The organism is Fimbriimonas sp. LA-C6 (genome assembly GCF_055398105.1).
Window position 1 is genome coordinate 1,478,474 of record NZ_AP038796.1, and the last position, 14,350, is coordinate 1,492,823.

Annotated in this window: 9 protein-coding genes; 6 read left to right on the plus strand and 3 right to left on the minus strand. The window is 56.2% G+C overall.

Features of this window, described 5'->3' with window-relative positions; genetic code table 11:
- Window positions 1-111: 111 nt before the first annotated feature.
- Window positions 112-1,560: a DUF1501 domain-containing protein gene (locus tag ACZ51B_RS06975; RefSeq protein ID WP_464296515.1), complete on the minus strand. Its 1,449-nt coding sequence runs from the start codon at window positions 1,558-1,560 to the stop codon at window positions 112-114.
- Between the two features lie 13 nt (window positions 1,561-1,573).
- Window positions 1,574-4,456, minus strand: a complete 2,883-nt coding sequence (locus ACZ51B_RS06980) for a PSD1 and planctomycete cytochrome C domain-containing protein (RefSeq protein WP_464296516.1) — start codon at window positions 4,454-4,456, stop codon at window positions 1,574-1,576.
- A gap of 188 nt (window positions 4,457-4,644) precedes the next feature.
- Between ACZ51B_RS06980 and ACZ51B_RS06985 the strand changes: the two genes are divergently transcribed.
- Complete coding sequence (locus ACZ51B_RS06985) at window positions 4,645-5,298, plus strand: TetR/AcrR family transcriptional regulator (protein WP_464296517.1); 654 nt, start codon at window positions 4,645-4,647, stop codon at window positions 5,296-5,298.
- On the plus strand, window positions 5,291-6,889 hold the full coding sequence (locus ACZ51B_RS06990) for a DHA2 family efflux MFS transporter permease subunit (RefSeq protein ID WP_464296518.1): 1,599 nt from the start codon (window positions 5,291-5,293) through the stop codon (window positions 6,887-6,889). Before ACZ51B_RS06985 ends, ACZ51B_RS06990 begins: the two co-directional genes overlap by 8 nt.
- Before the next feature lie 7 nt (window positions 6,890-6,896).
- On the opposite strand, the gene ACZ51B_RS06995 is transcribed toward ACZ51B_RS06990, so the two are convergent.
- A complete protein-coding gene (locus ACZ51B_RS06995; protein WP_464296519.1) occupies window positions 6,897-8,864 on the minus strand; it encodes a sensor histidine kinase in 1,968 nt (655 codons plus the stop codon).
- Between the two features lie 354 nt (window positions 8,865-9,218).
- Here ACZ51B_RS06995 and ACZ51B_RS07000 point away from each other — a divergent pair, with 354 nt between their 5' ends.
- From ACZ51B_RS07000 to ACZ51B_RS07015, 4 genes are all read left to right on the plus strand, one after another.
- Entirely contained in the window at window positions 9,219-10,871 is a 1,653-nt protein-coding gene (locus ACZ51B_RS07000; protein ID WP_464296520.1) for an MFS transporter, read from the plus strand.
- Window positions 10,872-11,015: 144 nt separating this feature from the next.
- Entirely contained in the window at window positions 11,016-11,450 is a 435-nt protein-coding gene (locus tag ACZ51B_RS07005) for a molybdopterin oxidoreductase (protein ID WP_464296521.1), read from the plus strand.
- A 229-nt stretch (window positions 11,451-11,679) separates the two neighbouring features.
- Complete coding sequence (locus ACZ51B_RS07010; RefSeq protein ID WP_464296522.1) at window positions 11,680-12,381, plus strand: winged helix-turn-helix transcriptional regulator; 702 nt, start codon at window positions 11,680-11,682, stop codon at window positions 12,379-12,381.
- Between the two features lie 38 nt (window positions 12,382-12,419).
- Window positions 12,420-14,345: a sialate O-acetylesterase gene (locus ACZ51B_RS07015; protein WP_464296523.1), complete on the plus strand. Its 1,926-nt coding sequence runs from the start codon at window positions 12,420-12,422 to the stop codon at window positions 14,343-14,345.
- The last annotated feature ends 5 nt before the right edge of the window (window positions 14,346-14,350 follow it).

The following is a 14,350-nucleotide window of genomic DNA, read 5'->3' on the forward strand; positions in this document are numbered from 1 at the left end:
TCTGACAACCCTGCTCATGAGACTCTAACATACAATTTCTTGTTTAACAAGTTCCTCGCCGATAGATGGGCTCCGCTTCATATATATACGAGCAAACCTGTCCACCCCCTCCTACGCCACAATCTCGTGAATCACCTGACCATAAACATCCGTCAACCGGAAGTCCCGGCCCGCGTGACGATAAGTCAGCTTCGTATGGTCAAACCCCAGCAGGTGCAAGATCGTCGCGTGTAGGTCGTGGACGTGGACCGGGTTCTGCTCGGCTTTGAAGCCGAACTCGTCGGTCGCGCCATACACTGTTCCCCGCTTCACGCCGCCGCCTGCCATCCAGTAGGTAAAGCCGTAGTGGTTGTGGTCGCGGCCGTTCATCTTTCCGGCGTTCGAACCAGGCGTTGGGAGCTCTACGGTAGGCGTCCGGCCGAACTCGCCGCCCCAGATCACGAGGGTCTCGTCTAACATGCCCCGCTGCTTCAAGTCAGTCAGCAAGGCCCCAATCGCCTGGTCCGACTCGCGCGCCAAGTTCCGGTGCTGCACGCCGATGTCGTCGTGACTGTCCCAAGGCTGACCCGCGCCATGGTACAGCTGAATAAACCGCACGCCCCGCTCCGCCAACCGCCGCGCCATGAGGCACTGCCGAGCAAAGTTGCCAGGCCCATACATGTCCCGCGTCGCCTGAGACTCCTGCATCACGTCAAACGCATCGGTCGCCTCCGTCTGCATCCGGTACGCCAGCTCAAACGACTGAATCCGAGCCTCCAAAGCCGGGTCCTTATCCCGCTTCGCCAAGTGCTCCTTGTTCAAGCGCTGCACCAGGTTCAGCTGCTCCCGCTGCTCATGCGGCAACACATAGTGGTTCTTGATGTTCTCAACAATCTTGTCGATCTCCATCTGCGCAGGGTCAATGTAAGTCCCCGCCAGCACCCCCGGCAAGAACCCCGACTGCCAGTTTTGAGTCTCCTGAATGGGGAACCCACCCGGACACATCGCAATGTAACCAGGCAGATTCTGGTTCTCCGTCCCCAGCCCATACAACGCCCAAGACCCCATGGAAGGCCGCACCATCCGCGCATCGCCGCAGTTCATCAACAACAGCGAAGGCTCATGGTTGGGCACATCCGCATGCATCGACCGGATCACCACCATGTCGTCCACATGCTGCGCCACATGAGGGAAGATCTCGCTCACCTCAATCCCCGACTGCCCGTACTTCTTAAACGTATACGGTGAGGGCATCGCCGCCCCCGTCTTGCGCTCCGTAGGCAGATGCAGCGGAATCGCCTGACCCGCGTATTTCTGCAAAGCCGGCTTCGGATCAAACGTGTCCACCTGCGAAGGCCCGCCGTTCATAAACAGGAAGATCACCCGCTTCGCTTTCGCAGGCAAAGGCGGCTTCTTAGGCGCAAGTGGGTTGTAAGAGCTGGAGGTCTGGTCCGCAAAAGAGGACTCGCTCAGCAGCCCCAAAAGCCCCATGGCAGCAAACCCATTCCCCATCCGCCCCAACAGCTCACGGCGGCTAAGAAACAGATCTGTAAGTGAATCGTGGTGATCAAATTCCGACATGCGGTGTTCCTCTTCAGTCAACAAACATAAACTCGTTCGACATCATCAACGCCTGCGCGTACAACGCCAACCGTTGCAAAGCCTGCGCCGCAGGCGGGGAAAACTCAATAGAAGCATCCCAAACCGTCTTCCCGTTCGGGGTCCGCACAATCGGCACCCACTGGAAACTATCAAACCCATCACTGCTCATCGGGTCAACCACAAAGTCGATCGTCTCGCCCTTCTTCACGCTGAAAGAAGGCACGTTCAGCCCAACATGCGAGTTGTGAGCCACCTTCTGGGCCTTAATCCCAGACCCACTGGCCACAATCGAAGCCCGAACGCCGTCCCCCTCAGGACTGCCATGATGCAGCTCACCCCGAACCTGCACCACCATATCCGCCGGAGCAATCCAGCGCCGAATCGCACAGTGAGCACCATCCCGCCCCGGATGACCGCCAACCTTATTCAACAGCAAGTAGCTCCATTTAGGATCAGGAAATTGCGCGGCAGGGTGGTACCCCTGCTCGGTGTAGTTCCTCATCTGTTCAAACTGAGTCACCCGTTGAGAAGCCGCATCCAGCAAACCAAACCCATACTGCCAGTTCCCCGCAGGTGCCTCCACTGGCTTCAGGCTGTCATCCTTCAGATAGTCCAGCGCAATGGCTGTCTCGGTAGCATTCGGCAACCTCCCAAACAACGTGCGATACAACCGCCGCACCCGCTGCCCATCATCCTTCGCGTTCTGAATCTCCGCCCGGTTCGCCAGTAGCCGTGCCTCTTCCACCACAAACGGCGAGTTCAAGAAGAACAAAGCCTGCTGCGGCACGGTCGTTGTAAACCGCCGCGCGCTGGTGCTATCCGGACTCGCAAAATCAAACGTCCGGAAGATCCCAGGCAGATTCTGACGCTCAATCGTCCCATAAACCGCGCGCCGAGCACTAAACGGCTGCCCCCAAATATCGACCGACTTCCCGCCAATCCCTTTCAGATCCAGCCGCCCAGTCGCCGCCATCACCGCATCCCGCATCTCTTCCAAATCCAACCGACGCCGATTCATCCGGCTCAGGTAACGGTTGTCGGGGTCCGCGTTATACGTCGCCACCGACACACTCGAAGACTGCCGATAAGTGGCCGAAGTGACAATCATCCGGTGAAGCTTCTTAATCGACCAACCGCTGTCCATAAAGCTGGAAGCCAAATAGTCCAACAGCTCCGGATGAGTCGGCTTATCCCCCTGGCGCCCAAAGTCCGAAGGAGTCCGCACAATCCCCGCCCCAAAGTGGCCCTGCCAAACACGGTTCACAAAAACTCGCGCAGTCAAAGGGTTCGACTTCGAAGCAATCGCCTTCGCAAGCTCCAGCCGCCCACTCCCCTTGTCCCAATGCTCCCGCTCAGCGCCAGGTTTAGAAAGCGCCAACAAGAAACGCCGCGGAGCCTGCGGACCCGGGTTCCCCGGATTCCCCCGCTTAAACACCACCCCATCACTCGGATGCGGACCATCCTTCATCGCCATCGCAAACTCAGGAGTTGGCGGAGCCTTCTTCTTCAGCTCATCCAAATAAGCGCCGAACCGAGTCAGCCGCTCCCGAGCTTCCGGCTCAAAAGCCTTCATCAGCTTCGTCAGCTGATCCCCCTCAGGAACCGCCCCCTCTCCAATCGACTGCAACAGCTGGATCACCTCATTGCTAAGCGAACTGCGGTTAACCTTCCGCAGAATCTTCATCTGCGAAACAACCAAATCGCGAATCCCGTTCTGAACAGTTTCCACGTGCTGGTTATGCTCCGTCCAAGGGTCACGAATCGCCTTGTCGGAGATAGGCGCCGTGACCTCCTCCGAAGACGCGAACACTGAGTAAAGCGAATAGTAGTCCTGCGTCGGAATCGGATCAAACTTGTGATCGTGGCACCGCGCACAAGCCACCGTAAACCCTTGCAGCCCCCGCATCGTCACATCGATCCGGTCATCAATAATGTCCGGCTGCGAGTTCAAAAACCGCCGCCCAATCGTCAAAAACCCCAGCGCCGCCAATGACCGCTTGTCATCACTATTCTGAACCTCAGGCAGGCGGTCAGCCGCAAGCTGCTGCGTCACAAACTGGTCGTAAGGGAGATCCTGATTGAACGCCTTGATGACCCAATCGCGATACGTATAAGCGTTGTAGTAGTTCCGATCCTCATTGAAAACGTACCCCTTCGTGTCCGCATACCGCGCCACATCCAGCCAGTTCCGCGCCCACCGCTCGCCATAGTGAGGCGAACTCAAAAGCCGATCCACCACCTTCTCATAGGCACCCGGCGACTTATCCGCAAGGAACGCATCCACCTCATCAGCCGTCGGGGGCAGACCAATCAAATCATAAGTCACCCGCCGCAAAAGCGTCCGCCGGTCAGCAGGCGCAGCAGGAGACTGCTTCAAAGATTCCAGCTTCGCCAGAACAAAAGCATCAATGGGGTTCTTCACCCAAGCCTTGTTCTTCACCACCGGAAGCACCGGCTTCACAACAGGCTTCAAAGACCACAACGTGGCAGTAACAGTCTTGCTCTCGGTAGCGGACCAAGGCGCGCCCATCTTGACCCAAGCCTCAATATTCGCGATCTCACTGGCGGAGAGCTTCTTCCCCTGAGGCATCTTCAGCGACCCAGTCTGCCGAATCGCCTTCACCAACAGGCTCTTATCAGGATCGCCAGGAACCACTAAAGCCCCGGAATCGCCACCCTTCTTAAATCCAGCCATCGTGTCCAAACGCAGATGGGCCAACTGAGTGTCCTTCCCATGGCATGAGACACAGTTCTCTACAAGCACCGGCCGAATCTTCGTCTCAAAGAAAGCCGCTTGTTCCGGGCTCACCTGCGTAGTAGGAGGAGCCTGTCGGGCCGAACTCCCCAGCGCAACGCCAACAACGGCAATGCTCAACGATATCCCGGTCTGCCTAGATGGTCTCATCGCAACTTTGTGAACCGCACTCCTAGCATACGCGGAGATGCCAGAAACAGCCTAGAGGTTCAGTCAAAGGTCACTCCGCCCCTGTCAATTTACACTGATTGCGAAATTACTTGTTAAGAAATTTTGCGTGTCACGCAATAATTGGGTAACCTTCCCACATGGCTCCCGAACAACTTGAACCGGGACTGCGAGAAAGAAAGAAGCGTGCAACCCGCGAGGCCCTAGCCTCCGCCACGATGAACCTAGCCATCAAACACGGCTGGGAAAACGTGCGAGTAGAAGACATCGCAGCGGAAGTCGGCATCTCTCCGCGCACCTTCAATAACTACTTCTCCAGCAAGCAAGAGGCACTCACCGCTCGATTCCTCGCGCGAATGAACTTCGCCGCCCGAGCACTGCGCGAGCGCCCTCTCGATGAACCCGTTTGGGAATCCATCACCCACGCCATCACGGCTCAATGGGAGTCATCAGGCAAAGCCAGACGCGTTCCACCTCCAGAAATCCTTGCCGAGCTAAGGCTCATCATCAGCGTCCCTGCCCTCCGCAGTGAGGCACTCATTGCCGCCGCAGCAGAAGACAACGAATTTGCAGCCGCCATAGCAGACCGCCTGGGACTAGACGTAACCAAAGACCTCTACCCACGCCTCCTGGCCGCCACACTCACCACCGCCACCCAGGTCGTCATGGAGCACTGGCTCCAAATCGACCCACCCACGCCGTACCTGCCATTGCTCAAAGAAGCGCTGAGGCAACTCGAAGCCGGTCTCCCAGACCCTCGATCACAAAACGCAAAGCGAGAAACTCTTGGCTGATTCGAAACCATTTCAAACCGAACCTCTGGATATCAACCACAAATACAGGTGGCTGATCCTCTTTGGCCTGATGGCCGCGGCCATCATGGAGGTGCTCGACACCACCATCATCAACGTCGCCCTCCCGACCATGGCCGGAAACCTGGGCGCCACCATCACCGAGGTTGCCTGGGTCTCCACAGGCTACATCCTTTCCAACGTCATCGTCTTGCCGATGACCGCCTACCTCACAGGCCTCTTCGGAAGGCGAAACTACCTCTCGGCCTCCATTGTAATCTTCATCGTCGCCTCATTCTTGTGCGGCATCAGCCACTCACTCATCGAGTTAGTCATCTGGCGAATCATCCAAGGCGCAGGCGGCGCGGCGCTTCTCTCAACAGCCCAAGCCACCATTCGCCAAATCTTCCCCAGAAACCAACAGGCTCTCGTCCAAACGGTCTTCCTGCTCGGCATCATCGTTGCCCCCACCCTCGGCCCAACCCTGGGCGGATGGATCACGGACAACTACACGTGGAACTGGTGCTTCTTCATCAACGTTCCATTCGGCCTCCTCTCCTGGTTCCTCGTAGCCAACTTCCTCAAGGATCCCGAGGGATCGCGCGACACCACCCGAAAGGCAGACTGGCTCGGAATTGGCCTCCTCGCGGTCGGTCTAGGCTCACTCCAATACGTGTTGGAAGAAGGAAACCAAGACGACTGGTTCCAAGACCCCATGATCCTGCGCCTAGCCATCACTTCCGCCATCGCCATCGCAGCCATGCTCTGGTGGGAGCTTTCACCACGCAACAAACAACCAGTCGTCGACTTCCGAGTTCTGAAAAACCGAGACCTAGCCTGCGCCATCTTCCTGTTCGTCGCGCTCGGATTTGGACTCTACGGAGGCGTCTACCTCTTCCCGCTCTTCAGCCAAGGCATCCTAGGTTTCAACCCCACCACCACAGGTCTGGCTCTCCTCCCCGGCGGAATCGCCACAGCGGTGTCATCCATCATCTGCGGTCGCTTCCTAGCCCTCGGAAAACTCGACCCAAGAGTTCTCATCTTCATCGGAGTAGGACTGTTCGGCTTCGCCATGTGGGATCTCTCTCACCTCTCCGTAACGGCCGGTTTTGAAGACGTCAAGAACCCGCTGATCCTGCGAGGCCTCTCGCTCGGCTTCCTGTTCGCACCCATCAACAGCGTCGCCTACGGCAATATCAACCCCAAAGAAGCGCAACAGGCATCCGGCCTGATCAACCTCGCCCGGCAGCTGGGAGGCTCCTTCGGAATCGCCTTCCTCGGCACCTTCCTCACAAACCGAACTCAACTCCACCGAGTCGCAGTCATGGAGCACGTTGCAAACGGCAGCGTTCTCGTCAACGAAAGACTGGGAATGCTCTCAAAGGGAATGGAAGTTCACGGCCTGAGTACCGACGCCGCCACGAAAACGGCCCAGGCGATCCTCAACAGCACTGTCCAACGCCAAGCAGCCATGCTCGCCTACAACGACTCATGGCTCCTCATTCTTCTAGCCTTCGTGATCTCTTCTCCGGCGATCCTCCTGCTAAGAAAACCAAAGCCCCGAGGTGCTGCCCCCGCAGTGGACGCCCACTAAGCGCATCTCATGCCAGGGTGAAGAAGAACGTCGCTCCTTCACCCGGCTTGCTCTGGCTCCAAATGGAGCCACCATGCCGCTTCACAATCCGGCTCACCGTAGCAAGCCCCACCCCAGTCCCCGGAAACTCGTCACTAGAATGAAGCCGCTGGAAAGGAGAGAACAACCTCTCCGAAAGCTCCGGATCAAACCCCACCCCGTTATCCCTCACAAAGAAAGGCTCTCGCGGATCAGACAAATCCCGCCCAATCGAAATCACGGCACCCTCTCTCTTCGAGCTGAACTTGTACGCGTTGCTCATTAGGTTCTCCAACGCAACACACACCAGTCCGTGGTCCGCGTACGCTTTCAAATCTGGCTCAATCTGGAACTTAACCCGCCTCGCAGGCTCACGATCCTCAATCTCGGTAGCGATCGCTCGCGCCATCTCGCTCAAGTCAACCTCGCCACGCTCAAGAGGTGTCTGCGAGACGCCCGCCAATCGCAACATCGAGTCGATCAGCGAAGCCATTTTCTGCGTGGTCGAGAGGATTCGCGTGAGAAAACCTCTGCCCTCCTCATCCAATAAAGCCCCCTTCTCCTCAAGAATCAGTGCTGTAAATCCATCAATACTGCGCAGAGGCGCTCGAAGATCGTGAGACACCGTGTAACTAAAGGAAGCCAAATCCTCGTTCAGCAACTGAAGCTCATGAGTGCGCTCATCAACCCGCTCCTCCAGCTCCAAGTTAAGCGACTGAATCCTCGCCTCCGCAGCTACCCGCTGTATCTCCGTCTCAAACTTCTCCAGCGCAAAACCAAGGTCCGTCACCACCTCGTCAAGCAGTTCCGTCTCCTCCGCAGTAAAGAAATTCCGCTCACAAGAAAAAAGGCAGAAGATCGCAACCAGTTCCGCATTCTTAAAAATTGGGAAAGCCCCAAAAGAGTGCCAACCAAACGCCTCAAACTGAGACTTGATCGCCCTGAAAGAGTCGTGCGACTCGACATGGTTCCAAAGGCAATGCTGCTGCGTCTCCAAAACCTGGGACCGAAAAATCTCCAACAGATCCTCCGACTCCTCACGGGGCTCATAAGACCGAACAACAGGAGACACAGTGCCAACGTTCACCAACGTAACAATGCATGCGCGCTCAAAACCACCCAGCGTCGTCGCAACCGCCACCGCACGTTCAAATAAGGTTTGCGAACTCCTCTCCCGCACCACACTGTGGTTAATCTCGCTCAACACCCTATACAACCGAGTCAGCCGAACAATCGAAGACTCAGACCGCTGGACCGACACACCTATCCACGCAATGACCGCCGAGAAAACAAGGATCATCATCAACGTGTAAAGCGACAGCCCCACACTAAACCCAAACTGCTTGGTCTTCTGCCCAGCCAAAATAAGCGCACCAAAAACCAGCGGAAGGAAGATCGCAACAGGAAACATCCGCCGCGTAACAATGCCCGCCGAGTTCCGGTCAATCAAAAGCCGAGCGATCAAATTCTGCTGGGGCCGCAGAAACATAAACGCAACCGAGAAGCTCATCATCAGCAGGGCCGTATGCAGCGCCATCGAAGCGTAGCCCCGAACCTGGTAAAGCGCGTCCACATTGTATGTGTAGCCAATCGCTCCCAAAATCGACCCAATAAAAGCCAGCCCAAACAAAATCTGAGAAAAATAGCTCTTCCAAGTAATGCGGTAGTCCAGCAGAAGAAGCCCAACAGACAGGAACATCAGACACGAGGCAGTCATGATCGACATCCGGCCTGGATACCGAAATGGCATGGCAGGCGACCGATCATACACTAAGAAATTATCAATCCCAACGTCGCGCCCAACACAATACTCAATCAAGGTAATACCTACCAAGATCACTACCAACCCAGCTACAATTCGCCCAACCTGAATCGACAACCGACTCGGAACACGTGGAGACAGACACACACTGGAAATAGCTAAGAAGATCAAGCTGATCGCCGTATTAATCTTCATAGGTGCGAAGCCGGGAACAACGGACCTCATCAGTTGCTTATCCAATAGCCAACCGAGCACCGAAACAACGGCAACACAAGATGCAAACAGACCTAAGAACGCAATCGTTCGTTGAGTGCGAGATTCAAATTTCGTAAGAACACTCCCTCGAACCTTTAGTAAAAACAACAAACTTCCGATTCCGCTAAAACGGACCGCAATCTAATATGACACTAGGCATTGAAAGTAATTGTAATATTTTTTGTTTTCCAATGGCAGGATAAATCTCTTTAACTATTAACTGACTCAAACCGTCATCAAACAACTGCAACGATGAGGGTAGGATCGTGTTCGTCTAGAGCGAAGTGGCTAAAGATGAACATCAAAGACCTGAAAGCAGTGAAAGCCACGAGCGGCTTCCGGTGGACCATATGCGCGTTGGTTTTCTTCGCCACCACCATCAACTACATGGATCGCCAGCTCTTCTCGCTGCTGGTTCCATTCTTTGAAAACGACCTCAAACTAGGCCCAACCGACCTAGCCCTCATCAACGTCGGCTTTGTCCTCCCCTACGGCTTCGCCATGATCTTCATCGGTCGCCTCATCGACCAAGTAGGCATCAAACGCGGACTCGGCACCGGCTTTCTCCTCTGGAACATCGCCTCAATCGGTCACGCGCTAGTAACAAGTCTCAGCGGCTTCATTGGCATCCGCTTCCTCCTCGGACTCGGAGAGTCCGGCATGTTCCCCGCAGGCGTCAAAACCATCACCGACTGGTTCCCCCGAAAAGAACGCGCCCTCGCCACAGGATTCTTCAACGCAGGCGCGAACCTCGGAGCCATCCTCGCACCCGTCCTCGGAGTAGCCATCGCCACCGCCTACGGCTGGCGAGCATGCTTCATGTTCACCGGCCTAGTAGGACTCATCTGGATCTTCTTCTGGTTGCCCCTCTACAAAAACCCCGAAGTTCATCCCAAGGTCTCCAAAGAAGAACTCGCCCACATCCGTAGCGATAACGAACCCAGCGAAAAGCCCATCAGCTTCAGCCAACTGTTCGCCCTAAAACCGATCTACGGCCTGATGATCGCCAAGGCCCTCTCCGACGCCCCCTGGTGGTTCTATCTCACCTGGATGCCCAAGTTCCTATCAGACCAGTTCCACGTGAGCAAGCAGTTCATGGCACTCGCAATCCCCGTGGTCTACATCGTTGCCGATGTCGGTTCCGTGTGGGGTGGCTGGCTCTCATCCAACTTCATCAAACGTGGCAAGTCCGTAGGCACCGCCCGCAAACTCACCATGCTCGCCTGCGCCCTCATGGTGCTGCCCGTCATGACCGTCGGACTCCTCGTCGATCAACCCGCTCTCCTAGGAATCCCCTGCGTCTTCTGGGCAGTCGCCATCGTAGCCATCGCCGCAGGAGCACACCAAGGCTGGAGCAGCAACCTCTTCACCATGATCTCCGATACGGTCCCAAGCGGCTCGGTCGCCATGGCCGTCGGCGCAATCAACGGCGTCGGGATGCTCGGCCCAACCGCCATGCAGTTCGTCGTAGGCCGCTCGGTCCAACTCACCAGTTCCTACACCCTGCCCTTCATCATGGCGGGAAGCCTCTACCTCATCTCGCTCGGCGTACTCCAAATCTTCCTCCCAACCGTCCAGCAAGTCACCACCGAAAAGCGCGTCCGAATGCCGTACATCCTCGCTGGAGGACTCGCGGTCGTCGTCGGCCTCCTCACTCTCCAATACATCGTCAACAAACCGCCCTACATGACACTCACCGAGTACCAGTCACGTCGCGCCACGGAACTCAAAACCGACACTCAGCCCCTCACCGGCCCCATCGCGAAAGTCGGATGGATGGAAGCCCGCTGGTTCCTATGGCAGCAAGGAACAGACAAGCCAAAACTCGAACTCGTGAAGCTCGATACACACGGACACGCCTTCATCGAAGCCAAAGGATCAGCGGCAGCTCAATACAAGGGTCCCACCCCAGCTGAGTTAAAAGACCAGTTCCACATCACCCAATAGCTCGTTACAGTTCTTGAGAATCGTTAAAGACGAAACCGTTTCGAAACAATAAACCTCTAAACTGCGTCCCAGTACGGATCGTCGTTGTGGACGATGTCGCGGCATGGTTGCCACAGTCGATTTCTTTCGAGCGAGAGTCCCACAATGCCGCCCAACGACCTTGAACCCAACACCGTCACCCATCCAGCCGAGTCCAGCCTACAACGCCTCATAAGAACCGGAACAGCCAAACCGATCTTCCTCCAAGGAGCGTTTCCCTTCGCCGGTCGAGGGTTCTTCTCAACACACCCCCTCAACGAGAGCCTCTCCTACGAAGTGCCGCAAAAACACCGCGCCGAACTGGTCTATTTCCGCTGTGGCAATCAATCCGATGACCTGCTCTACCTCACGGTATCCGCAAACGGAAAGCCCATCCGATACTTCCCCGTCGGGCCCAAAAGCGATTTCCACATCCCACTCGTGATTACAGAATCACACCCTGCCGGCACCGTCCTCGCAATAGAGTTCGCGGCACCACGTGCACTCACCGGCAGCATCGTGGTCGATGCAGGCATCATCGAGTACCCAGAAGACCTGTAAAGTTCGTGTACCAACCACTACTCCTCCCGCCCTGTCAACCATAGAAAAATAGTTGCAAATAGGTATCGACTTTTTTAACGAAGTGTTGGACAATGAGGGGGAATCGAAGAGGCTCTTTGTTAAAGACCTCCCGAAACAGTCTTCCATAGGCCCGGTGTGGCAAAGGAGCAAACACCATTCCCCGCAGAGACGCGGCGCTTTCTTGAATGTTTATTACGAGCGCCACGCCATGCCCAGAGTCCTTCTTCTTGAGTCATCCGAAACACCCCTGCGCGAAGCGCTTCGACTAGCCGGGCACAATCTCGCTGCCATCTCTTATGATGAAGACAGCTACGACTTAGTCGACGCCATCCGGGTCTCCTTCGAAGGTCGCCCACCCGATGTGATCATCGCGGATCTCACCCAAGCAAACGACTTCCTTCCTCTCCGACACACCCAGTGGATTCTCAAAGAAATCTGGGGAGAAAAAACCAGACTCCCGTGCCTCGGACTCATCACAACCCACCACCTCACCCTCCCCGAGCTCCCTGCCTACCTCGAAGACTTCCTACTTCCACCCTACGACACAACCGAAATCGCCGTCCGAGTCTCGCTTCAACTCTTCAAAATTCGCCAATCGCGCGACAACGACATGCTGACCTTCGCAGACCTGACACTGGATCTGGCAGGTGGAAAAGCCTTCGATGTCAACGGTGCCGAAATGATCCTCACTCGGCGTGAATTCGAACTGCTCCGCTTCCTATGCACCCATCGCGGAAAGTTCTTCGATCGCGACCGACTCCTTTCCCTCGTGTGGGGAATCGAGTTCGCAGGCGGAGATCGCACCGTCGATATTCACATCTGCAGACTCCGCTCCAAACTGCCTCCACACGCCGCCTCCCTACTGGAAACCAGAAGAGGACTAGGCTACGGCTTCCAGATCGCAAGTTGACCCTTCAATATTGCGGGGAACAGGTGTAACATGGCGCTATGCCTATCGCTGTCGTGGCATTCGCCCTCACCCTGCAATCGAGCACGCACCCTTTCGTCGATCCGCTATTTAGCGACAACATGATTTTGCAAAGGGACATGTCCGACCCCATCTGGGGCTGGACCACCCCAGGTTCCAAAATCAAAGTATCCATCGATGGAAAAACCGTGGAGGCCACCGCAGACTCCACCGGCAAGTGGATTACCAAACTTCCAAAGTTCTCAGCAGGCGGCTCCTACACACTCTCAGTAGCTGGCCCCTCCTCCGCAACGTTCTCAAACGTCACTTTCGGCGACGTATGGATCTGCTCAGGACAATCCAACATGGAGATGGGCATCGCTGGTATTGCCAATGCCACGCAAGAAATTGCGGCAGCCAAATACCCCAACATCCGCCTCTACCGAGTGCCCAAACTCATCTCTGCAACCCCAGTTCCACACATCGAATCCAGCTGGCAGGTCTGCACCCCAGAAAGCATCGCCACCGACGGCGATTGGGGTGGGTTTAGCGCAGTAGGCTACTTCTTCGGTCGACAACTCCACCAAGACCTCAACGTCCCCATCGGACTCATCCACACCTCATGGGGCGGCACCATCGCCGAAGCCTGGGCATCAGAAAAGTTCCTCGAACAGCGACAGCCAGAATTCATCCCTCAGCTCAAACAACTGAAAGACGCTTCAAGCAGCACCGGCACCTACAGTCAACAGCTCGATGCCTGGTATGCCAAAAACGACCCAGGTTCCAACTCCAGCCCCAAGTGGTCCGATCCAACCGCTTCAGACTCCGACTGGCACACAACCCACGTCCCAGGCTACTTCCAAAAATCCGGATTCCCAGAGCTAGTCAACAACGCCAGCGTGGTGTGGTATCGCAAAGCGATCGAACTCCCAGCTGACGCCGATCTCTCCAACGCCGTCCTCCACTTCATCGTGGATGACAACGACGCAACATGGATCAACGGAACTCTCGTAGGAGCAACCAATAGCCCAATGGATCTCCGATCCTACAAGCTGCCAGCTGGCGTCCTAAAGCCGGGCAAAAACCTAATTGCAGTCCGAGTAACCGACACCGGACAGCCAGGCGGATTCTCTGGCGGCGACGACACCGTCTCACTGGAACTTCCCAGCGGTAAAATCTCTCTGGCCGGAGACTGGAAAGTCAAACTCGGAACCAAGATCGACGCCAGCAACTACCTCCCCTACGACTACCGCAGCAATCCAAACCAGGTCACAGTCCTCTACAACGGCATGATCTACCCATTGGCTCCCTTCGGAGTCAAAGGTGCCATCTGGTACCAAGGCGAATCCAACGTCGGCAGAGCCAAACAGTACGCCACGCTTCTCCCCACGATGATCCAATCATGGAGAGATACCTTCGGACACGGAGATTTCCCCTTCTTCATCGTCCAGCTCGCAGGCTTCATGCAGCCTAAGCAAGAACCAGGCGAAGACGGCTGGGCAGAGCTCCGAGAAGCCCAGGAAATCGCAAGCATCACCAGCCGCAACGCAGGCATCGCCACCGCCATCGATATCGGGGAACAAGCCGACATCCACCCCAAGAACAAGCAAGACGTAGGCAAGAGACTCGCACTCGTCGCCGAAGCCAAGGTCTACGGCAAGAAGATCGAGTTCGCTGGCCCTACCTTCAAGAGCATGAAAGTCGAAGGATCAACAGCCCGCCTGACTTTCACCCACGCAAAAGGCCTCAAAACCTTCGACGGCCAAGCCCCCAGGGGCTTCTCCATCTGCGGCGCAGACCGCAAGTGGCAGTGGGCAGAGGCAAAGATCGATGGCAACTCGATCATCGTCTCCAGCAGCAAGGTCCCGAACCCAACCGCCGTCCGATACGCGTGGGCATCGTTCACCGACCTCAACCTCCAAAACAGCGATGGCCTGCCAGCCTTCCCATTCCGAACCGATAAGTGATTCAC